Annotated in this window: 18 protein-coding genes; 14 read left to right on the plus strand and 4 right to left on the minus strand. The window is 62.6% G+C overall.

What is annotated here, in order from left to right; all coding sequences use genetic code 11:
- Positions 1-40 precede the first annotated feature (40 nt).
- Together NKH63_RS04225 and glmU are read left to right on the plus strand one after the other, a co-directional pair.
- Positions 41-988 (plus strand): AraC family transcriptional regulator, encoded by a 948-nt coding sequence (locus tag NKH63_RS04225; protein WP_352482204.1) that lies wholly within the window; start codon positions 41-43, stop codon positions 986-988.
- A gap of 130 nt (positions 989-1118) precedes the next feature.
- Positions 1119-2480 carry a bifunctional UDP-N-acetylglucosamine diphosphorylase/glucosamine-1-phosphate N-acetyltransferase GlmU gene (gene glmU / locus NKH63_RS04230; RefSeq protein ID WP_352482206.1) on the plus strand — a complete coding sequence of 454 codons (1362 nt, stop codon included), beginning with the start codon at positions 1119-1121 and terminating at the stop codon, positions 2478-2480.
- Between the two features lies 1 nt (position 2481).
- On the opposite strand, the gene NKH63_RS04235 is transcribed toward glmU, so the two are convergent.
- On the minus strand, positions 2482-2835 hold the full coding sequence (locus tag NKH63_RS04235; RefSeq protein WP_031194321.1) for a hypothetical protein: 354 nt from the start codon (positions 2833-2835) through the stop codon (positions 2482-2484).
- A gap of 226 nt (positions 2836-3061) precedes the next feature.
- On the opposite strand from NKH63_RS04235, the gene glmS reads away from it, so the two are divergent.
- Together glmS and NKH63_RS04245 are read left to right on the plus strand one after the other, a co-directional pair.
- Positions 3062-4885 (plus strand): glutamine--fructose-6-phosphate transaminase (isomerizing), encoded by a 1824-nt coding sequence (gene glmS / locus NKH63_RS04240; protein WP_023720095.1) that lies wholly within the window; start codon positions 3062-3064, stop codon positions 4883-4885.
- Positions 4886-4965: 80 nt separating this feature from the next.
- Positions 4966-5718 carry a DUF502 domain-containing protein gene (locus tag NKH63_RS04245; protein WP_031194320.1) on the plus strand — a complete coding sequence of 251 codons (753 nt, stop codon included), beginning with the start codon at positions 4966-4968 and terminating at the stop codon, positions 5716-5718.
- On the opposite strand, the gene recG is transcribed toward NKH63_RS04245, so the two are convergent.
- Complete coding sequence (recG, locus tag NKH63_RS04250) at positions 5670-7778, minus strand: ATP-dependent DNA helicase RecG (RefSeq protein WP_352917645.1); 2109 nt, start codon at positions 7776-7778, stop codon at positions 5670-5672. The genes NKH63_RS04245 and recG overlap by 49 nt on opposite strands.
- A 91-nt stretch (positions 7779-7869) precedes the next feature.
- Between recG and NKH63_RS04255 the strand changes: the two genes are divergently transcribed.
- From NKH63_RS04255 to NKH63_RS04280, 6 genes are all read left to right on the plus strand, one after another.
- The gene (locus NKH63_RS04255; RefSeq protein ID WP_023720093.1) at positions 7870-8157 is read left to right on the plus strand and encodes a succinate dehydrogenase assembly factor 2; all 288 of its coding nucleotides are present in this window, start codon (positions 7870-7872) and stop codon (positions 8155-8157) included.
- Positions 8158-8170: 13 nt separating this feature from the next.
- On the plus strand, positions 8171-11671 hold the full coding sequence (mfd, locus tag NKH63_RS04260; protein ID WP_352495352.1) for a transcription-repair coupling factor: 3501 nt from the start codon (positions 8171-8173) through the stop codon (positions 11669-11671).
- A gap of 179 nt (positions 11672-11850) precedes the next feature.
- Positions 11851-13224, plus strand: coding sequence for a class II 3-deoxy-7-phosphoheptulonate synthase (locus tag NKH63_RS04265; protein WP_352482211.1), 1374 nt, complete (start codon positions 11851-11853; stop codon positions 13222-13224).
- A 147-nt stretch (positions 13225-13371) separates the two neighbouring features.
- Positions 13372-13791 (plus strand): GFA family protein, encoded by a 420-nt coding sequence (locus tag NKH63_RS04270; RefSeq protein WP_352482212.1) that lies wholly within the window; start codon positions 13372-13374, stop codon positions 13789-13791.
- A gap of 76 nt (positions 13792-13867) precedes the next feature.
- Entirely contained in the window at positions 13868-14227 is a 360-nt protein-coding gene (locus tag NKH63_RS04275) for a diacylglycerol kinase (protein ID WP_023720089.1), read from the plus strand.
- 40 nt (positions 14228-14267) lie between these two features.
- Complete coding sequence (locus NKH63_RS04280; protein WP_352917646.1) at positions 14268-14855, plus strand: hemerythrin domain-containing protein; 588 nt, start codon at positions 14268-14270, stop codon at positions 14853-14855.
- A 3-nt stretch (positions 14856-14858) separates the two neighbouring features.
- Here the strand turns inward: NKH63_RS04280 and NKH63_RS04285 are convergent, their stop codons facing one another.
- Both NKH63_RS04285 and NKH63_RS04290 read right to left on the minus strand, forming a co-directional pair.
- Positions 14859-15446: a DedA family protein gene (locus NKH63_RS04285; protein ID WP_023720087.1), complete on the minus strand. Its 588-nt coding sequence runs from the start codon at positions 15444-15446 to the stop codon at positions 14859-14861.
- A complete protein-coding gene (locus tag NKH63_RS04290) occupies positions 15443-16006 on the minus strand; it encodes a DUF1003 domain-containing protein (RefSeq protein ID WP_023720086.1) in 564 nt (187 codons plus the stop codon). Before NKH63_RS04290 ends, NKH63_RS04285 begins: the two co-directional genes overlap by 4 nt.
- Before the next feature lie 84 nt (positions 16007-16090).
- On the opposite strand from NKH63_RS04290, the gene NKH63_RS04295 reads away from it, so the two are divergent.
- The 4 genes from NKH63_RS04295 (at position 16091) to NKH63_RS04310 (ending at position 21186) form a co-directional block, all read left to right on the plus strand.
- Positions 16091-16804, plus strand: a complete 714-nt coding sequence (locus NKH63_RS04295; RefSeq protein WP_023720085.1) for a DNA-3-methyladenine glycosylase I — start codon at positions 16091-16093, stop codon at positions 16802-16804.
- Between the two features lie 65 nt (positions 16805-16869).
- Positions 16870-18552, plus strand: a complete 1683-nt coding sequence (locus NKH63_RS04300; protein ID WP_352482215.1) for an NAD+ synthase — start codon at positions 16870-16872, stop codon at positions 18550-18552.
- A 26-nt stretch (positions 18553-18578) separates the two neighbouring features.
- Positions 18579-19070 (plus strand): GNAT family N-acetyltransferase, encoded by a 492-nt coding sequence (locus tag NKH63_RS04305; RefSeq protein WP_352917647.1) that lies wholly within the window; start codon positions 18579-18581, stop codon positions 19068-19070.
- A 310-nt stretch (positions 19071-19380) separates the two neighbouring features.
- Positions 19381-21186, plus strand: coding sequence for an ABC transporter ATP-binding protein (locus NKH63_RS04310; RefSeq protein WP_352482217.1), 1806 nt, complete (start codon positions 19381-19383; stop codon positions 21184-21186).
- The last annotated feature ends 53 nt before the right edge of the window (positions 21187-21239 follow it).

Genomic DNA, 21239 nt, shown 5'->3' on the forward strand with positions numbered 1-21239 from the left:
GTAAAGTCCGTATTATCTTCGCAATCGTCCGGAATGACCCATGGATCCCCTTTCAGATGTGCTCTCGCTGCTGAAGCCGCGAAACTATATGTCGGCCGGCTTCGATGCAGGTGGTGAATGGTCGATCCAGTTCCCCGACCAGCAGCAAAGCATCAAGACGGGAGCGGTGGTCTCGGGCCGGTGCTGGCTTTCGGTGGAGGGCGTTGCCGACGCAGTGCACCTTGAGACGGGGGACTGTTTCCTGCTGCCGAGCGGACGGCCTTTCCGCCTTGCAAGCGACATGGGCCTGGCGCCTGTTGAAGCCGTCAAGATTTTTCCGCCAGCGCGAGCCGGCGGTGTCGTGACCCACAATGGCGGCGGTGATTTCTTTCTGGTCAGCAGCCGCTTCGCGCTTGGCGGCAATCATGCCGGCATCCTGTTGCGGATGCTGCCAGCCATTGTGCATATCCGCAAAGAGTCGGACCAGTCTGCGCTGCGCTGGTCGGTGGAGCGGATGATGCAGGAGCTGCGCGAGCCACAACCGGGCGGCTTTCTGGTGATCCGGCACCTCGCCCACATGATGCTGGTTCAGGCGCTGCGGCTGCATCTTTCGGAAGGATTGAAAGGTGGCATCGGCTGGCTCTTTGCCCTGGCGGACAAACAGATGGGCGCGGCGATCAGCGCCATGCACGACGATCCGGCGCATGGCTGGACGTTACAGGAGCTGGCGGAACGGGCCGGCATGTCGCGATCGACCTTTGCGCTTAGATTCAAGGAGACGGTCGGCGCATCGCCCATGGACTATTTGACGCGCTGGCGAATGCTGCTGGCCGGCGACCGGCTGACGAATTCCAGCGATCCCGTCGCCGTCATCGCGCTGTCGCTCGGTTACGAATCCGAAAGCGCCTTCAGCACAGCCTTCAAGCGGGTCATGAACTGTTCGCCACGGCAATACGGTCGTGGCCGAGCCCCCGGCTTCGCATCACGCAACGAGGCGGAAGCCGCCTGAGCCGATCGGCTTGAGCGTCTCGCGGGTTGGAGGTTCCACCGTCTCACCGGAATTTAACCGCATTGGTGCAGCATGGCGCCGGTGCTACCAACGCTTCGATTCCAGACTCCTTTCAACGGTTGCTGTCCCCATGAGCCAGAGATCCTGCCTGTCCATCATCCTCGCTGCCGGTGAAGGCACGCGCATGAAGAGTGCGGTGCCGAAAGTGCTGCACACAATCGCCGGCCTGCCGATGGTTGCCCACGTCGTCAAGGCGGCTGAAGCCGCCGGCAGCGGTGATCTGGCGCTGGTGATCGGCCATGGCGCCGACGAGATGCGCAAGGCGGCACTCAAGTTCGCGCCGAAGGTCGAGACTTTTGTTCAGGAAAAGCGCCTCGGCACCGCGCACGCCGTGCTTGCCGCGCGGGCAGCGATATCAAGGGGTTATGATGACATCCTGGTGATGTTTGGCGACACGCCGTTAATCGATCCGGAAGCACTGGCGGCGGCGCGGCTGAAGCTGGCCGAAGGTGCGGCTGTCGTCGTGGTCGGCTTCCGTACGGAAAATCCTTCGGGCTACGGCCGGCTTATCGAAAAGGCCGGCAAGCTCGTCGCCATCCGCGAGGAGAAGGACTGTTCGGACGAGGAGAAGAAAATCACCTTCTGCAATGGCGGGCTGATGGCGGTCGCCGGCAGGCATGCGCTGAAGCTGCTCGATCAAGTCGGCAGCAAGAACGCCAAGGGCGAGTATTATCTCACCGACATCGTCGAGATCGCCGCTGCGCAAGGACTTGATGTCGTCGCCATCGAAGCCAGTTTCGAAAATGCGCTCGGCATCAACAACCGCGCCGAGCTTGCCCAGGCGGAAGGCATCTGGCAGGCGCGCCGGCGGCATGAAGCGATGCTTTCCGGCGTGACGCTGATTGCGCCAGAAACCGTGTTCTTCTCGCACGACACCGATATCGGGGCCGATACGATCATCGAGCCCAATGTCTGGTTCGGGCCGGGCGTGAAAATCGCCACGGGCGCCAAGATCCATGCCTTCAGCCATATCGAAGGCGCAACCATCGCGTCGAATTGCGATGTCGGGCCGTTCGCGCGGCTGCGGCCCGGGGCCGATCTGAGAAACAAAGCCAAGGTCGGCAATTTCTGCGAGGTAAAGCAAGCGATCGTCGAGGAGGGCGCCAAGGTCAACCACCTGACCTATATCGGCGATGCCCGCATCGGCGCAGGCGCCAATATCGGCGCCGGCACCATCACCTGCAATTATGACGGTTATTCGAAATTCTTCACCGATATCGGCGAGGGCGCCTTCATCGGCTCGAATTCCTCGCTGGTGGCGCCGGTGTCGATCGGCAAGGGCGGCTACATCGCCTCGGGCAGCGTCATCACCGAAAGCGTGCCCGACGATGCACTGGCCTTCGGCCGTGCCCGCCAGCGGACTCTGCCCGGCAAGGGCAAGGAGTTGCGCGAACGGTTCGCTTCGGCCGCGGCTGCCCACAAAAAAGGATAGCCTAACGGAACTCAGCGACAAGCTGGATTTCCCCAACGATTGCATCGTTGAAGGCGGACAGGTCTTCGGCCGGGATCCAGTATTCCAGATGCGCCCGGCTGCCGGCATGCTGGACGCTGTAACGGTCCAGAAAGCTGCGGCGCACCTCGAAACGGGTCACGAAACCTGATCCGCTCGCGGGCACATTCCAGTCTCGGGCGATCTGGGTGGCATAGGCCTCGCTCGTTACCGGATAGAAGATCGGCTGATCGGCAAGTCGAGGAGGAAAGGCGCGCATCCCTGAACTCTGGATCAACTCCAGTTCGCGTGGCCCAACCGGACGCCAAAGTGTCACCGTGTCAATTCGTTCGTTCATGGCCGCATCATGTCTTTGACTGATTTCAGGAGCCTTTGAGGCGAGATAGGATATATGAGCGGAGAAACTGAGCAATTGCAGTAACCGGATTGCAAGAGCGCTCTGTGATGGTGCATCTGTGCAGGATAGTCCGGCTGATACCGGACGAAATGGAATGTGATTTTTCGCGGTAGCCAGGCAGTCTCTAAATAGTGCCGGGTTTGAAGTCAGAGTCGGGGGAAGCGCCATGTGCGGTATCGTTGGAATAGTCGGTAACTCGCCGGTCGCGCCGCTTATCGTCGATGCGCTGAAAAGGCTCGAATATCGCGGCTATGATTCGGCCGGCGTCGCGACCATCGATCATGGCCATCTCGCCCGTCGCCGTGCCGAAGGCAAGCTGATCAATCTCGAGCGCCGGCTGAAGGACGAACCGCTCGGTGGCACGATCGGCATCGGCCACACGCGCTGGGCAACGCATGGCGTGCCGAACGAGACCAATGCGCATCCGCATTTTTCCGACGGGCTCGCCATCGTCCATAACGGCATTATCGAGAATTTCGCCGAATTGCGCGATGAGTTGATCCGCGACGGCTATACGTTTTCCTCGCAGACCGACACCGAGGTCGTCGCCCATCTGGTGGCGCGCGAACTGGCCAGGGGCCTGAAGCCGGTCGAGGCCGCGCATCAGGCGCTGAAGCGGCTGGAAGGCGCCTTTGCGCTGGCCATCATGTTTAAGGGCGACGAGGATCTGATCGTCGGCGCCCGCAATGGCCCGCCGCTGGCCGTCGGACATGGCGATGGCGAGATGTTCCTGGGCTCCGACGCCATCGCGCTTGCCCCGTTCACCAACTCGATCACCTATCTGGAAGACGGCGACTGGGCGGTAGTGCGCCGCAACGACGTTGCCATCTTCGACATGGACGGCAACAAGGTCGACCGCAAACGCCAGCAGTCGCTCAGCACGAGCTTCATGGTCGACAAGGGCAACCGGCGCCATTTCATGGAAAAGGAAATCCACGAACAGCCGGAAGTGATCTCGCACACGCTGGCACATTATGTGGATTTCGTCGGTGGCGTCTCGAAGCCGCTCGACCTGCCATTCGATTTCGCCAAGATCGACCGGCTGGCGATTTCGGCCTGTGGCACCGCTTATCTCGCCGGGTTGATCAGCAAATACTGGTTCGAGCGCTATGCGCGGCTGCCGGTCGACATCGATGTCGCCTCGGAGTTCCGCTACCGCGAGATGCCGCTGTCGAAGACCGATGCCGCCTTCTTTATCTCGCAATCGGGCGAGACGGCGGACACACTGGCGTCGCTGCGCTACTGCCGCAAGGCCGGCATGAAGATCGGTGTTGTGGTCAATGTGCGCGAATCGACCATGGCGCGCGAATCCGACGTCATCCTGCCGACACTGGCCGGCCCGGAGATCGGCGTCGCCTCGACCAAGGCGTTCACCTGCCAGCTCTCCGTGCTGGCTTCGCTGGCGGTGCGAGCTGGTATGGCGCGTGGGACCATTTCGCCCGAGCAGGAGAAGACACTGGTGCGCGCGCTATCCGAAGCGCCGCGTTACGCCAACCAGGTGCTGAAGCTCGATGGGCAGATCGAAAAGATCGCTCGCGACCTCTCGCACTACAAGAATGTACTTTACCTCGGCCGCGACACCAATTTTCCGCTGGCCATGGAAGGCGCGCTGAAGCTCAAGGAAATTTCCTATATCCACGCCGAAGGCTATGCCGCCGGCGAGCTGAAGCACGGGCCGATCGCACTGATCGATGAGAACATGCCTGTCATCGTCATCGCCCCGCACGACCGCATCTTCGAAAAGACGGTGTCGAACATGCAAGAGGTGGCGGCGCGCGGCGGCAAGATCATCCTGATCACCGACAGCAAGGGCGCTGCACACGCTACGGTGAAGACGATGGAGACGATCGTTTTGCCGGACGTGCCGGAAATCATCTCGCCGATCATCTACGCGCTGCCGATCCAGATGCTCGCCTATTTCACCGCCGTGTTCATGGGCACGGACGTCGACCAGCCTCGCAACCTGGCGAAATCGGTAACGGTGGAATAGGTCTCGTTTAAAAACTTCGCAATTCCAAAGCGCCTTCGGGTTCAGTAGTGTCGCGTTGCAAACACACGCTGCGGTGAACCATGTCGGATGCTCTCAAGACCTCAGGCATGACCCGGCTGAGAAACTATTTCCTGACCGGCTTCGTCGTTTGCGCGCCATTGGCGATCACCGCCTACATTGCCTGGTCGCTTATCGGCTGGGTCGATTCCTGGGTGAAACCCTACATCCCGGTACGCTACAATCCGGACACCTACCTGCCGTTTCCAGTGCCGGGTTTTGGGCTGATCGTTGCCCTGATCCTCATCACCTTTATCGGTTTCCTGACAGCCAATATCGTCGGTCGCGCCATCGTCAACTTCGGCGAGCGCCTGCTTGGCCGCATGCCGCTGGTGCGCGGCATCTACGGCTCGCTGAAGCAGATTTTCGAGACCGTGCTGTCGAACAAGGGCGACATGTTCCGCCAGGTCGGGTTGGTCGAATATCCGCGCAAGGGGGTCTGGTCGCTGGTCTTCGTCGCCAGCGAGAAGGAAACCGAGATCAACCAGAAGCTCGACCAGCAAGGCGATCCGCTGATTGCGGTGTTCATGCCGTGTACGCCTAACCCGACTACGGGCTTTCTGATGTATGTACCGAAATCCGACATCGTGCTGCTCGACATGACGATCGAGGACGGAGCCAAGCTGATCGTTTCGGCCGGCCTGGTGGCGCCGGCGGTCAAAATGGTGACGGTGAACGGCGAGCAGATCCACGGCGCGCTCGCCAATCCGCCGCTCGACGCGATGCCTCAGCCGGCGCGCAGGAGCCGCACGGCCTCGTCGCGGCCGAATAGATAGAGCAGCAGGCGCAGCGCCGTGCCGCGTTCGGACTGCAGTTCCGGATCACGCGACAGAATCAGCCGCGCATCGTCGCGGGCGGCCTCGAGCAGGTCGGCATGCGCCTCGATGCGCGCCACCTGGAAGCCCGGCGTGCCGGATTGGCGGGTGCCGAGCAACTCGCCTTCGCCGCGCAGCTTCAGATCCTCTTCGGCGATGCGGAAGCCGTCCTCGGTCTCGCGCATCACCGACAGCCGGCGTTTGGCCGTCTCGCCAATCGGGTCCTTGTAGAGCAGCACGCAGGACGACGGCTTGTCGCCGCGCCCGACCCGGCCGCGCAATTGGTGCAACTGGGCAAGGCCAAAACGCTCGGCATGCTCGATGACCATGATTGTTGCGTCAGGCACATCGACGCCGACCTCGATCACCGTGGTGGCGATCAGGATGCGCGTTTCACCCTGCTTGAAGGCGCGCATCGCCTCGTCCTTGTCGGCGCCCTTCATGCGGCCATGCACCAGGCCAATCCGATCACCGAACAGCGGCTTCAGCGAGGCAAAACGGTCCTCGGCCGACATCAGCTTGATCTCCTCGGATTCCTCAACCAGCGGACAGATCCAGTAGATTTTCTGGCCATCGGCGACAGCGTCGAGCATGCGGCCGATCAGCTCGTCGAGCCGTTCAAGCGGCAAGGTGACGGTGCGGATCGGCTGGCGGCCGGCCGGCTTTTCCGTCAGCTTCGACACGTCCATGTCGCCGAAGGCAGTCAGCACCAGCGTCCGCGGTATCGGCGTTGCCGTCATCACCAGCATGTCGGGCGCATCGCCCTTGGCGGTGATGGCAAGGCGCTGGTGGACGCCGAAACGGTGCTGCTCGTCGACGACGGCGAACACGAGGTCATGGAACGTCACCGTTTGCTGGAACAGCGCATGGGTGCCGACGACGATGTCGATGTCGCCATTGGCCAGCCCGGTCAGCGTGTCGGCGCGCTCGCGGCCGTTTTCGCGGCCGGTGAGGATGGCGACGCGCAAGCCGGACCGTTCCGCCAACGGCGCAATCGTTGCGAGATGCTGGCGCGCCAGGATTTCGGTCGGCGCCATCAATGCCGCCTGGCCGCCTGCCTCGACGGCACGCGCCATGGCAAGCAGCGCGATCACCGTCTTGCCGGAGCCGACGTCGCCCTGCAAAAGGCGCAGCATGCGTTCGGGGTCGCCAAGATCGGCGTTGATTTCGGCAAGCGCCATTTCCTGCGACATGGTCAGCGAATAAGGGAGTGCCGCGCGCAATTGTTCGACTATGCGGCCGTCGCCAACGAGTGGCCGGCCCGATAATCGGCGGACCTTGGCCCGGACCAGCGCCAGCGATACCTGGCCGGCCAAGAACTCGTCATAGGCAAGGCGCCGCCACGCCGCGCCGTCGACGGAGACGTCGATCGGGTCGGCAGGATTGTGGACCCGGGTGAGCGCATCGCCGAAAGCAGGAAAGGCGTGGCGGCGCCGGAACTCGCCGTCCTGCCATTCGGGCAGCACCGGCAGGCGGGCCAGCGCTTGGCCAATCGCCCGGCGCAGCACCTTGCCCGAGAGCCCGGCGGTCAGCGGATAGACCGGCTCGACCAATGGGAGGTTTTCTGCGTCGCCGGCAAGTGCGATATGGTCGGGATGAACCATGGTCGGGCGGCCGTTGAACCATTCCATGCGGCCCGAGACGACGACATGCTCGCCTACGGGCATCGCTTTTTCGAGATAGGCGGCATGGGCATGGAAGAAGGTCAGCGCGATCTCGCCAGTGTCGTCATGGGCGTAGACCCGGTAGGGTACCGACCTGTTGCCACGCGGCGGCGGCTGGTGGCGGTCGATGCGCACATCGAGCGTGACGACTGCGCCCTCGGCCGAACCGGCGATGCCCGGCCGGTTGCGGCGATCGATGACAGTATGCGGCAGCACGAACAAGAGGTCGCCGGCGCGCGCTGCCCGGTCGCCGAGATCCGCCGCCACGACTTTCTCGATCAATACGCCAACCTTCGACCCGACGCCAGCAAGCGAGGTGATCGGGACAAACAGCGGATCGAGGAGGGAGGGACGCATGATGTCAGCTTATGTTGCGCCGGCCGGAGCGCAAGGCTGACACCGCCTTCTATCCACGCTATATGCGCCGCCTGGGCAAGGATGTTGCACGATGACCGGAACGACTCGATCAAGCGAGGGGCTCGATACCCGCCGCCGCAAGCTTCTGTTTCGTTCGTGGCACCGCGGCATGCGCGAGATGGACCTGATACTCGGCAGCTTCGCCGATGCCGAGATCGGCGCCTTGACCGGCGACGAAATCGACCAATATGAGAGGCTTCTCGACATTCCCGACACCGAATTCCTGCCTATCGTCACCGGCGAGCGCCCGGTTCCGACGGATATAGATTGTGCCGTCCTGCAAAAAATCCTGGCTTCGCGCCGGGACATGACCTTCTGAACAACGTGTAGCCATGAGCCTTATCCCTACGATCGGTCTGCCGAAAGGCCGCGCCGGCCAGTTCATTGTCGATGGCGTCGCCGACGGCTACGAAGCCTTTGCGCTGGTGCAGGCTGCGCACGAGATCGCCCCTGACAAGCCGGTGCTTTTCGTGGCACGCGACGGCCAGCGTCTGCCGGCGATCGTCGAGGCGCTTGCCTTTGCCGCGCCGGGCCTGCCGGTGCTGGAACTGCCGGCCTGGGATTGCCTGCCTTACGACCGCGTCTCGCCCGGCGCCGATGCCGCCGCAAGGCGGCTCGATGCGCTGGCAGCAATGATTGCGCTGGCGAAGAGGCCGCACCGCGCCGTCATTCTCACCACCGCGAATGCGTTGCTTCAGCGCATTCCGCCGGCGGAACTCGTCGAGGCGCAGACCTTTCACGCCAAGCCCGGTAACCAGATCGACATGAACGTACTGGTGTCGCGGCTGGAGACTTCCGGCTTCGAGCGGGTACCGACGGTGCGCGGCATCGGCGAATTTGCAGTGCGGGGCGGCATCCTCGATCTCTTCGCGCCCGGATGGGCGGAGGCGCTGCGCCTCGATTTCTTCGGCGATACGCTGGAATCGATCCGCGTCTTCGACACCGCAACACAGAGAACCACCGGCCAGCGCAAGTCGATGGCGTTGCAGGCGATGAGCGAGGTGGCGCTGACGCCGGAAACCATCAGCCGCTTCCGCCGTGCCTATATCGAAGCCTTTGGCGCACCCTCGCGCGACGATGGGCTCTATGCGGCGGTCAGCGAGGGCAGGCGGTTTGCCGGCATGGAGCACTGGCTGCCGTTCTTCTATGAGCGGCTGGAAACCGTCTTCGACTATCTACCCGACGCGCCTGTGGTTTTCGACCATCTGGCGCATGAGGCACTGGCCGAGCGCCACACTCTGATCCTCGACCACTACGAAGCGCGCAAGAAGCAGGCCGACGGCGCCTTGAAGGACGCGGTGCCCTACAAGCCGGTGCCGCCGGATCTGCTCTATCTGTCGCCAGAGAACCTGATTGCCTCGCTTGGCCCGCGCGAAGCAATAGACTTCACGTCGTTCGATGCGCCCGATGCCGGTGCGAAAAAGGTGTTCCATGCCGGCTCGCGCCACGGCCGCAGCTTCGTCGAGGAACGCGCCGACCCTAGCGCCAACGTTTTCGACGTCGTCGTAAAACACATTTCCGACGAGCGCGCTGCACGCCGCCGCGTCATCGTCGCCGGCTGGACCGAGGGTTCGCTCGACCGGCTTGGTCAGATCCTGGCCGAGCATCATCTTGGCAATCTGAAGCCGGTGGCGACGCTTGCCGAAGCCGAAAGGCTTGAGCCGGGGCAGGCGGGACTGGCCGTGCTGCCGCTCGAATCCGGCTTCGAGACGGAGAAACTGGTCGTTGTCGCCGAGCAGGACATTCTCGGCGACCGGCTGATCCGACGCTCGAAGCGCAAGAAGCGCGCGTCCGACTTCATCGCCGAGGCTTCGGCGTTGTCCTCGGGCGATATTGTCGTCCATTCCGATCATGGCATTGGCCGTTTCATCGGGTTGCGTACCATCGAGGCGGTTGGTGCGCCTCACGATTGCCTCGAAATCCACTATGCCGGCGATGATCGGCTGTTCCTGCCTGTGGAAAACATCGAGCTGCTGTCGCGCTATGGCTCGGATTCGGCCGAGGCGACGCTCGACAAGCTTGGCGGCGGCGCCTGGCAATCGCGCAAGGCGCGGCTGAAGAAGCGCCTGCTCGACATGGCCGGGCAGCTGATCCGCATCGCCGCCGAGCGGCAGATGCGGGCCGCACCGGCGCTGGTGCCGGCGGAAGGCCTCTATGGCGAGTTTGCAGCGCGTTTTCCCTATGAGGAGACCGATGACCAGCAGACGGCGATCGATTCGGTCATGGATGATCTAGGCGCCGGAAAGCCGATGGACCGGCTGATCTGCGGCGATGTCGGCTTCGGCAAGACCGAAGTTGCACTTCGCGCCGCCTTCATCGCGGCGATGGAAGGCGTTCAGGTGGCGGTGGTGGTGCCGACGACATTGTTGTCGCGCCAGCATTTCAAGACCTTCTCGCAGCGCTTCTCGGGCCTGCCGATCCGTGTCGCCCAGGCCTCGCGGCTGGTCGGCGCCAAGGAACTGGCCGAGGCCAAGAAGGGCATCGCCGAAGGTCAGGTTGACATTGTCGTCGGCACGCACGCGCTGCTCGGCTCCTCGATCTCGTTCAAGAATCTCGGCCTGCTGATCATCGACGAGGAGCAGCATTTCGGCGTCAAGCACAAGGAACGGCTGAAAGACCTGAAGACCGACGTCCACGTCCTGACTTTGTCGGCGACGCCGATCCCGCGAACGTTGCAGCTTGCCTTGACCGGCGTGCGCGAGCTGTCGCTGATCGCTACGCCGCCGGTCGACCGCATGGCAGTGCGCACCTTCATCTCGCCCTTCGATCCGCTGGTCATCCGCGAAACGTTGCTGCGCGAGCGCTACCGTGGCGGCCATTCCTTCTATGTCGTGCCGCGCATCAGCGATCTCGCGGAAATCCATGATTTTCTGCGCGAATCCGTGCCTGAGCTGAAAGTGGCGGTGGCGCATGGCCAGATGCCGCCGGGCGAACTCGACGACATCATGAACGCCTTCTATGACGGCCAGTACGATGTGCTTTTGTCGACCACCATCGTCGAATCCGGCCTCGATATCCCGACCGCCAACACGCTGATAGTGCACCGCGCCGATATGTTCGGACTGTCGCAGCTCTATCAGCTGCGCGGCCGTGTCGGCCGTTCGAAGGTGCGCGCCTACGCGCTGTTCACACTGCCCGCCAACCGCAAGCTCACCGATACAGCCGAGCGTCGGCTGAAAGTGCTGCAGTCGCTCGATACGCTCGGCGCCGGTTTCCAACTGGCTAGCCACGACCTCGATATCCGCGGCGCCGGCAATCTGCTCGGCGAAGAGCAGTCAGGCCACATCAAGGAGGTTGGTTTCGAGCTCTACCAACAGATGCTGGAGGAGGCGGTGGCCGAAGTGAAGGATTCCGGCGAGGTGCAGGACGGCGGCTGGTCGCCGCAGATCGCCGTCGGCACAGCGGTGATGATCCCGGAAAGCTATGTCCCGGACCTGCAGCTCAGGCTGGCGCTCTATCGCCGTCTTGGCGATCTCGAAAATACGGAAGAGATCGATGCTTTCGGCGCCGAGCTGATCGACCGGTTCGGGACGCTGCCGGAAGAGGTAAAACATCTGTTGAAGATCGTCTTCATCAAGGCGCTTTGCCGCAAGGCCAACGTCGAGAAGCTCGACGCCGGGCCGAAAGGCGTCGTCATCCATTTCCGCAAGCGGGAATTCCCCAATCCGGTCGGGCTGGTCAAGCTCATCGGCGAACAGGGCTCGCTGGCCAAGATCCGGCCCGACCAGAGCGTCGTCTTCAGCCGCGACTGGCCGACCCCCGAAAAGCGGCTGGCAGGCTCGGCGGTTGTCATGACGCAGTTGGCACGGCTGGTGGAGAAGGCGGCGGCGTAGCAGGGTGTCGCTGGTGCTCTGGGCACAGCCGCACCGGCACTTTCACCGTGCCGTGCCCATTCGCCACGCGGCCAATTCCGGTCTAGAATAGGAAATCGGCTTCGTGTATGGAGCCGCGACCCCATATTGGGCGGATTGGCGGGCGATGGCGTCCGTGCGAAAGAGCGTTGGGTGCTTCGATGACGAAATGGTCGCCGAATTCGTGGAGAGCTAAGCCGATCCAGCAGGTTCCTGCCTATCCGGACCTTGTCGCGCTGAGGAACACGGAAGCCCAGCTCGCCACCTTTCCGCCGTTGGTTTTTGCAGGTGAGGCGCGCAAGCTGAAGAAGCAGCTTGCAGCCGTCGCTGCCGGGGACGCATTCCTTCTGCAGGGTGGCGATTGCGCCGAGAGCTTCGCCGAGCATGGCGCCGACAATATCCGCGACTTCTTCCGCGTCTTTTTGCAGATGTCGGTGGTACTGACCTTCGCCGGCGCGCAGCCGGTGGTGAAGGTCGGCCGTGTCGCCGGCCAGTTCGCCAAGCCGCGCTCGTCCGACAATGAGACCAAGGGCGGTGTGACGCTGCCCAGCTATCGCGGCGACATCATCAATGGCATCGAGTTCGATGCCAAGTCGCGCATTCCCGATCCTGCGCGGCAGGAGATGGCGTACCGCCAGTCGGCGGCGACGCTCAACCTGTTGCGCGCCTTCGCCCAGGGCGGCTACGCCAGCCTGGAGAACGTGCATCAATGGATGCTCGGCTTCGTGTCCGACAGCCCGCAGGGCGAGAAATACGAGTCGCTCGCCAACCGCATCACCGAGACGATGGACTTCATGAAGGCCGTCGGCATCACCTCGGAGACCAATTACGCACTGCGCGAGACCGATTTCTACACCAGCCACGAAGCGCTGCTGCTCGGTTATGAAGAGGCGCTGACCCGCGTCGATTCGACTTCGGGCGACTGGTACGCCACCTCCGGCCACATGATCTGGATCGGCGATCGCACGCGCCAACCCGACCACGCGCATGTCGAATACTGCCGTGGCATCAAGAACCCGCTCGGCCTGAAATGTGGCCCGTCGCTGACGCCGGACGGCCTGTTGCAGCTCATCGACCTGCTCAACCCGGAGAACGAGCCTGGCCGGCTGACGCTGATTGCGCGCTTCGGTTCCGATAAGGTCGCCGAACATCTGCCCAAACTGGTGCGCGCGGTGCAGAAGGAAGGCCGCAGCGTGGTGTGGTCGTCGGATCCGATGCATGGCAATACCATCGAGGCCGCCGGCTACAAGACACGGCCGTTCGACCGCATCCTGAAGGAGGTGCAGACCTTCTTCGAGGTGCATCGCGTCGAAGGCACGCATCCCGGCGGCATCCACATCGAGATGACCGGCAAGAACGTCACCGAGTGCACCGGTGGTGCCCGCGCCATCACCGCCGAAGAGCTGCAGGATCGCTACCACACCCATTGCGACCCGCGCCTCAATGCCGACCAGGCGATCGAGCTGGCCTTCCTGGTGTCCGATCTGCTCAAGAAGAGCCATCCGGTCCAGCACAAGCAGGCCGTCAACGGCTGATGCGATCTGAACTTTGATATATTGAAAAAGCGCCGGAGAAATCCGGCGCTTTTTGTATTCAATCCGGCGGGCGTCGCATTTGCTGGTGCGTAACGCGCGCAAAACTGGAATCCTGCCAAGCGATGGCAATTGCATTGGGAGGCCGAGATGGCTGACAGTCACAGCGGATCATGCTTGTGCGGGGCAGTGCGGTTGCAGACGCGAGGACCGCTACGCGGCGTTATCTACTGCCATTGCTCGCAGTGCCGAAAGCAGAGCGGGCATTTTTATGCCGCGACCAATGTCGCCGATCGCGACATCACAATCGCCGGCGCAGAGAACGTCACCTGGTACGAGGCATCTTCGTTTGCCAGGCGCGGTTTCTGCAAGACATGCGGATCGCTGCTGTTCTGGAAACCGATGGAGGGTGGCTACGTTTCGGTCATGGCCGGCCTGTTCGACGCGCCAACCGGACTTCAAGGGGAATGTCATATCTTCGTCGGCGACAAGGGCGATTACTACGCGATCGACGATGGGCTGCCGCAGTTCGAGAAGTCGACGCCGTCGATCAAGGTAGCAGACGGCTGATTTTTGAAGAGGCCGCCTTATTCCCTTGATCCAGCCATTGCGCTATCCCCTGCCGGTGATTCCGAAGGGTTTTGGCATGCAGCGGCTGATCGACGCTTTTTACAATTCGGTGCGGGCGTTTCGCAAACTGGCCGCCGGCGAGGAGGCCTTCCAGCTGGAACTGGTCCTGCTTGTGCTTGCGCTGCCGCTCGGCTGGTTCCTTTCAGAATCGTGGCGCGGCTATGCCCTGCTGATCGGTGCGGTGCTGCTCATGATCATGATCGAAGTGCTGAACACCGGCATTGAGGCGGCATGCGACGCGTTCAGCCGCGAATTCAACATCGACATCCAGCTAGCCAAGGATTGCGGTTCGCTGGCGGTGCTGATTTCGGTGGTGATCGTCGCCGGCGTCTGGGGCGTCGCAGTCATCGAGCGCATCGTTGGGGTACCGATCTGAGGTTTCAGGCACCACATGCCGGTTAATCGAGGAGACCGATATGGCCGATACCGCCGGATTTCTGCTGCTTGAACGTGAGGGCCTGCCGGACGATCTGCGCTGGCTGGTGGAAAAATATCCGCGCGAGGACTGGCAGGCGCATGCCAACATCCACGGCATGGCCAATATGTGGCTGCAGCGGCACGACATGTTCCGCGACCTTGGCGGCATGCTCACCAACGGCATTGGCGATTATCGTGAGGGCAGGCTGAACGCGCCGGAATTCGCACGCTGGTTCGCGCCGCGCCTCAATCATTTCCTCGGCAATCTCGATGGCCACCACAATGTCGAGGACCATCACTATTTCCCGGTCTTCGCCAGGGCCGAGACTCGTCTGAAGCGCGGCTTCGAAATCCTGGATGCCGATCACCACACAATCCATGAGGGACTGGAGCGCAATGCCGAGGCGGCAAATGCCTTCATCGGCACGCTTCAGGAGAGCGAGGACAAACAGCGCTTCGCCGCCGATGCCTATGCCGACGAGAACAGCCGGCTGATCGCCATGTTGACCCGGCATCTTGCCGACGAGGAAGACCTGATCATTCCGCTGATCCTCGAGAAGGGCGACCGCGCGCTCGCCATTGATTGACGATCAGCTTCCCTTGCGAAGCTCCTTCTTGGCGAGGACGTGCGACGCCAGCCAGCCGAGGATGGCCACAACGAGACCGATGACCAGGGCGATCAGCAACCGCTCGTGGCGGGCCAGCGCCTGGCCGACGATGCGCTCCGCGCCCAGCCCGAAGACATAACCGACAGTGCAGAACAGTGCCGCCCAGACTACCGACGAGATGGCGTTGAGGATGACGAAGCGCGCTGCGGCGATGCCCGACAGCCCGGCTGCGATACCACCGACCAGGCGCAGGCCATAGATGTAGCGGTTCGACAGCACGAAAATGTTGGGATGAGAGGTGACAAGGCGGTAGGCGTGGCTGAACCCTGGCCGGGCTCGGAGTCCGATCACGAATTTATGGTCGGCGAAGCTCCGTCCCAGGATGAAAAAGAACGTGTCGCCACCGAAGGCGCCGAGCGCCGCCGCGAGGAAGGCCTGCCACGGGACGAAGACATGCTGATGCGCAAAGAAACCGCCAAGGATGGCGGCGCTTTCGCCCTCGGCGACGCAGCCCAGAAAAACCGCGACCAGCCCATATTGCTCAATGAGACGATGAATGGCTTCCGTCATGAAGACGTCCGCTGCTTCGACAGAATCTCGTCGATGCGCTTCACCTGCTCGGCCAGCCGGGCGATCTCGTCTCGCATGCCGATGATCTGGCTGTGGCGCAGTTCGTCGAGCTTTTCATGCAACGCCATGATCTCGATCTCGGCCTTGAGATTAACCTCATAGTCGTGGGCGGCGTCGATACGATCGCGCTCGGTCTGGCGGTTCTGCGCCATCATGATCACTGGCGCCTGCAGGGCAGCAACCATGGAAAGCACGAGATTGAGGAAGATGAAAGGATAGGGATCGAAGGCGGCGCGCGACAAGAGCCAGACATTGCCTGCCGTCCACAGGATCAGGAAGCCAATGAATGTCAGGATGAAGGACCACGAACCGCCGATCCGGGCGATGGTGTCAGCCAGGCGGTCGCCAAACGTCTGGTGAAAGGCGACGGCCTTGTTGGTGTCCTTGGAGATCGTGGTGCGCTCGAGCGTTGATTGCAGCACCCGGCTTTCGAGCGCGCTGAGGCCGTCCGGCTTTCGCTTCAGCCAGCGGTTTGCCAGGTCCTCGATCGTTTTGTTCATCGTCGCCTCCGTCGTCAGCGATAGAGGTAGAAGCTGCCGGTTCATACGGGAAGTGGTAGATTGACGCGATGGGGTCAGGAAACAATGGTGGATTTTCAGAAGATTCGCGCCCGTGCGGCGAAACGCAAAGGCGGTGAGGCAGCGCTGACGTCGCTGCTGGGCCCTACGCCCGACAATGCCGCGCTGGCAAAGATTGCGGATGACCGGATCCTGTCGACCATGGCCGAACGGGTCTTTGCCGCCGGCTTCGTCTGGCGCGTCATCGAGCAGAAATGGCCAGGTTTCGAGGAAGCATTTCTTGGCTTCGAGCCGAAGCGGCTGCTGTTCCAGCCTGACGATTTCTGGCACGATCTCACCGCCGACAAGCGCATCGTGCGCAATCCGCAGAAGATCAAGTCGGTACGCGACAACGCAGCCTTCGTCGAGCGCGTGTCGAAGGAGCATGGCAGCTTCGGCAAGTTCCTCGCCGACTGGCCGGCCGGCGATCAGGTCGGGCTGATGGCTTATCTCGGCAAGCACGGGAGCCGGCTCGGCGGCAATACCGGCCAGTATTTTCTGCGCTGGCTGGAGTGGGACGCCTTCATCGTCTCGGCCGACATGGCGGCAGCGCTGCGCGACGCCGGGCTCGACATCGCGCAGAGCCCGACATCGAAGAAGGACCTAGACAAGATCCAGGTGCAGATCAACGCCTGGGCGGCGGAGACCGAGCTGCCGCGCCGACACATTTCGCGCATTCTGGCAATGTCGATCGGCGAGAACCATCCGCCGGAGGCGCTACGCGAATATATGGGCGAATAGGACCGACTGTTTGGTCCAAACGAACGCCATTGCCCGACGAATTTTGCCGCGCTAAACCCACAGGCATGATCGACAAGACCGCTCCAGACATATTGCGCATCGCCGTCGCCCAGCTCAATCCGACGGTCGGCGACGTCGCCGGCAATCTTGCCAAGGCGCGCGAGGCGAGGGCGGATGCCGCCCGCCAGGGCGCCGATCTCGTGCTGTTCACCGAGCTTTTCCTGGCCGGCTATCCGCCTGAGGATCTGGTGCTGAAGCCCGCCTTCCTGAAGGCCTGCGAGCGGGCTGCCGAGGACTTCGCCGGCGATACCGCCGATGGCGGCCCGGGCGTCATCATCGGCACGCCGCTGAAGCGCAAGACCGGCACGCACAATTCGATCATCTTTGCCGATGGCGGCAAGATCCTTGCCGAACGCTACAAGCTCGATCTGCCGAATTACGGTGAGTTCGACGAGAAGCGCGTCTTCCAGGCCGGACCCGAGATCCAAGGGCCGGTCAATTTCCGCGGCGTGCGGGTGGGAGTGCCGGTCTGTGAAGATATCTGGGGCGAGATTGCCGTCTGCGAGACGCTGGCCGAAAGCGGCGCGGAAATCCTGCTGGTCCCGAACGGCTCGCCCTATTACCGCGGCAAGGTCGACGTCCGCCACCAGATCGTCATCCGCCAGGTCATCGAATGCGGACTGCCGATTATCTATGCCAACCAGCTTGGCGGCCAGGACGAGCTGATCTTCGACGGCGCGTCGTTTGCCATAGGCTCTGACAAGACGCTGGCCTTCCAGATGAGCCAGTTCGAGGAGACGGTCAACGTCACCACCTGGAAGCGAAAGAATGACGTCTGGGTCTGCTCTGACGGACCGATGTCGAAAATCCCGGAGAAGGAGGAGGCCGACTATCGCGCCTGCATGTTGGGCCTGCGCGACTACGTCAACAAGAACGGCTTCAAGAATGTCGTGCTCGGCCTTTCCGGCGGCATCGATTCGGCGATCTGCGCGGCACTTGCCGTCGATGCGCTCGGCGAGGAACGGCTGCGCGCCGTGATGATGCCTTACCGCTACACTTCGACGGACTCGCTCAAGGACGCCGAGGACTGCGCCCGCGCGCTCGGCTGCCGCTACGATATCGTGCCGATCTTCGAGCCGGTCGAGGGCTTCCTGCACACACTGACGCAGCTTTTCGAGGGCACCAAGGAAGGCATCACCGAGGAAAACCTGCAGAGCCGGGCCCGTGGCACCATCCTGATGGCGATTTCCAACAAGTTCGGCTCGATGGTGGTCACTACCGGCAACAAGAGCGAGATGTCGGTAGGCTACGCCACGCTCTATGGCGACATGAATGGCGGCTTCAACCCGATAAAGGACCTCTACAAGATGCAGGTCTATGCGTTGTCGCGCTGGCGCAACGCGCATGTGCCGCCGGGCGCGCTAGGCCCGTCCGGCGAGGTGATCCCGAACAATATCATCGACAAGGCGCCCTCGGCGGAACTGCGCGAGAACCAGACCGACCAGGATTCGCTGCCGCCCTATCCAGTGCTCGACGACATATTGGAGTGTCTGGTCGAGAACGAGATGGGTGTCGACGAGATCGTTGCGCGCGGCCATGACCGGGCGACGGTGACGCGCGTCGAGCACCTGCTTTACGTCGCCGAATACAAGCGCCGGCAGGCAGCGCCCGGCGTGAAGATCACCAGGAAGAATTTTGGCCGCGACCGCCGCTATCCTATTACCAACCGGTTCAGGGATGGCGGGTAGGCGATTGGCTGCATAACGGTTTAGCCATGGCCAACTTTGAAATCAGCTTCGACCTGTCGCAGATCGACTTCCGGGCGACGTCCGACATTTTGAAGGAGAGCTATTGGGGCAGCGGCCGCAGCGATGAACTGCACCGCCGCGCCTTTGCCAACTCACTGTGCGTCGGCGCCTATGTCGGCGGCAATCAAGTCGGCTTTGGCCGGGCGATCACCGACCGTACGGTATTTGCCTATCTCGCCGACATCATTGTCTGGCCCGGGTATCGCGGGCAAGGCATCGGGACCCGGCTTGTCCAGGCGCTATCGACCACCCGGATTGCAAGACTGTCACCCACTGGAGCCTGTCTACCAACGATGCCCACGCGGTCTACGAGAAGCTCGGCTTCAGGCCTTCCACCGACGGCCGCTATATGCGCCTCGACCGCGTCCCGGCAGCCTGAACAGAGGCAGCGCACAACCGACCGTTGTTGCAAAATCGTCTCACTGGTTGGACCAGATGCGCTTTCGACCATCTACTGACTTGGCGCGGCGTTGAGGCGTCTCTATAAACGCCTTTCCGCGATCCCCTTGGGGAGGACCGAAATGCCAGGATTTGACATCGTTATGCGAGGCCGCGAAGCCTAGGTCCCAATCGGTGAGCCCGAAGGTTCTTACCTTTGCGGCGAAGCCGAGCTGAGAACAGGCGTTCGTCGATGCCGGTCGCCGCCCGTATTCGGGCGAGCCGCCAAATGTGCCGAACCTCCGCTTTCCTTGGGTGCTAATTCGCCCGACGCGGTTTTTTCAATTTCGACCTTTCCGGGATCGGGCTCGTTTGCGCCCGAATGACATCATGGCTCGTTTTCGAATAGATTTGCGCGCGGGCGCCTTTCGCAGCGTTCTTGGTTTTACGCTCAGTCATTGGCGGCGCCAGCCGTGGCGGCTTTCGCTGATCATGGCCACATTCCTGCTGTCGACCCTGGCCGACGTGCTGACGCCGCTCTATTCCGGCCGGCTGGTCGACGCCGTTGCCAGCAGTGCCACTGCCGACGATGTCGCATGGAATGCCGCGACGGCTGCCTTTTCGATGCTGGTGGCCCTGGCGCTCACCGGTGTCGTGCTGCGCAATCTCGCCTTCATGGCCATCGTCGAACTGACCCTGAAGATGATGGCCGACATCGCCGCCGATGCCTTCCACCGCGTCCAGCGCTTCTCCACCGACTGGCACGCAAACAGCTTCGCCGGATCGACGGTGCGCAAGATAACGCGCGGCATGTGGGCGCTCGACCTGCTCAACGACACGATCCTGATCGCGCTGCTGCCGTCGGTCGTCATGCTTGTCGGCTCGACGCTGTTGCTCGGCTGGTTCTGGCCGCTGATGGGCGCGGTCGTCGCGACGGGCTCGGTGCTGTTCATCGCCGTGACGACGATGCTGTCGCTCGGCTATGTCGCCCCCGCGGCAAGGCTTGCCAATGCGTGGGATACGCGGCTTGGCGGCTCGCTGGCCGATGCGGTGAGCTGTAATGCCGTGGTCAAGGGTTTTGGCGCCGAGGAGCGCGAGGAGACACGGCTTGCCGACGTCGTCGCCAAATGGCGCGCACGCACGCGGCGCACCTGGGTGCGCGGCACCGTCAACGGCACCACGCAAGGCACGATGCTGCTGCTTTTGAGGGCAGCGGTCATTGGGTTCTCACTGCTTTTGTGGTCGTGGGGGCAGGCGAGCGCCGGCGACGTCGCCTTCGTGCTGACCTCATTCTTCGTGCTGCAAGGCTATCTGCGCGACATCGGCACGCATATCCGCAATCTGCAGCGCTCGATCAACGATATGGAGGAACTGGTCGACTTCCAGTCCGAACCACTCGGCATCGAGGATCGGCCCCGCGCCAAACCGATCCGGATCACCGATGGCCGTATCACCTTCGACAATGTCACGTTCCACTACGGCAACCATCGCTTGCCGCTCTATCGCGACTTTTCGGTGGATATCGCGCCGGGCGAGCGGGTCGGGCTGGTTGGCCATTCGGGCTCCGGCAAGACGACATTCGTCAAGCTGATCCAGCGCCTCTATGACGTGACTGCGGGCAATATCCTGATCGACGGCCAGGATATTGCCAATGTCGCGCAGGCGTCGCTGCGCGCACAGATCGCGATCGTCCAGCAGGAGCCGATCCTGTTCCACCGGTCGCTGGCTGAAAACATCGCCTATGCCCGGCCGAGCGCCACGCAGGCCGAGATCGAACACGCGGCGCGCTTGGCCAGCGCGCATGACTTCATCGCCGATTTGCCGAAAGGCTATGGCACGCTGGTCGGCGAGCGTGGCGTAAAGCTGTCGGGCGGCGAGCGTCAGCGTGTTGCAATCGCACGCGCCTTCCTCGCCGATGCGCGCATCCTCATCCTGGACGAGGCAACGTCGAGCCTCGATTCGGAATCGGAGGTGCTGATCCAGCAGGCGATGGAGCGCTTGATGGTCGGCCGCACGACGCTGGTCATCGCCCACCGGCTGTCGACCGTGCGCGCGCTGGACAGGCTTCTGGTGTTCGATCGCGGCCGCATTGTCGAGGAGGGATCGCATGACCAACTGATCCGGCTGCAAGGCGGCATCTACCGCCGGCTGTTCGAACGCCAGGCGCTCGAGCTGACCAGGGGCCTGGTGATCTGACGGTTACGGCGCGGCGCGTCTTAATGGACGCGCGGCGCTGCCGTCTTTTCTTC

This window comes from Mesorhizobium sp. M0960, assembly GCF_040319055.1.
Lineage (GTDB): Bacteria > Pseudomonadota > Alphaproteobacteria > Rhizobiales > Rhizobiaceae > Mesorhizobium.

Bases quoted from the DNA above. Each gene is read 5' to 3' on its own strand.
- NKH63_RS04225 (WP_352482204.1), top strand. From the start codon at position 41: ATGGATCCCCTTTCAGATGTGCTCTCGCTGCTGAAGCCGCGAAACTAT.
- glmU (WP_352482206.1), top strand. From the start codon at position 1,119: ATGAGCCAGAGATCCTGCCTGTCCATCATCCTCGCTGCCGGTGAAGGC.
- NKH63_RS04235 (WP_031194321.1), bottom strand. From the start codon at position 2,835: ATGAACGAACGAATTGACACGGTGACACTTTGGCGTCCGGTTGGGCCA.
- glmS (WP_023720095.1), top strand. From the start codon at position 3,062: ATGTGCGGTATCGTTGGAATAGTCGGTAACTCGCCGGTCGCGCCGCTT.
- NKH63_RS04245 (WP_031194320.1), top strand. From the start codon at position 4,966: ATGTCGGATGCTCTCAAGACCTCAGGCATGACCCGGCTGAGAAACTAT.
- recG (WP_352917645.1), bottom strand. From the start codon at position 7,778: ATGCGTCCCTCCCTCCTCGATCCGCTGTTTGTCCCGATCACCTCGCTT.
- NKH63_RS04255 (WP_023720093.1), top strand. From the start codon at position 7,870: ATGACCGGAACGACTCGATCAAGCGAGGGGCTCGATACCCGCCGCCGC.
- mfd (WP_352495352.1), top strand. From the start codon at position 8,171: ATGAGCCTTATCCCTACGATCGGTCTGCCGAAAGGCCGCGCCGGCCAG.
- NKH63_RS04265 (WP_352482211.1), top strand. From the start codon at position 11,851: ATGACGAAATGGTCGCCGAATTCGTGGAGAGCTAAGCCGATCCAGCAG.
- NKH63_RS04270 (WP_352482212.1), top strand. From the start codon at position 13,372: ATGGCTGACAGTCACAGCGGATCATGCTTGTGCGGGGCAGTGCGGTTG.
- NKH63_RS04275 (WP_023720089.1), top strand. From the start codon at position 13,868: ATGCAGCGGCTGATCGACGCTTTTTACAATTCGGTGCGGGCGTTTCGC.
- NKH63_RS04280 (WP_352917646.1), top strand. From the start codon at position 14,268: ATGGCCGATACCGCCGGATTTCTGCTGCTTGAACGTGAGGGCCTGCCG.
- NKH63_RS04285 (WP_023720087.1), bottom strand. From the start codon at position 15,446: ATGACGGAAGCCATTCATCGTCTCATTGAGCAATATGGGCTGGTCGCG.
- NKH63_RS04290 (WP_023720086.1), bottom strand. From the start codon at position 16,006: ATGAACAAAACGATCGAGGACCTGGCAAACCGCTGGCTGAAGCGAAAG.
- NKH63_RS04295 (WP_023720085.1), top strand. From the start codon at position 16,091: ATGGTGGATTTTCAGAAGATTCGCGCCCGTGCGGCGAAACGCAAAGGC.
- NKH63_RS04300 (WP_352482215.1), top strand. From the start codon at position 16,870: ATGATCGACAAGACCGCTCCAGACATATTGCGCATCGCCGTCGCCCAG.
- NKH63_RS04305 (WP_352917647.1), top strand. From the start codon at position 18,579: ATGGCCAACTTTGAAATCAGCTTCGACCTGTCGCAGATCGACTTCCGG.
- NKH63_RS04310 (WP_352482217.1), top strand. From the start codon at position 19,381: ATGGCTCGTTTTCGAATAGATTTGCGCGCGGGCGCCTTTCGCAGCGTT.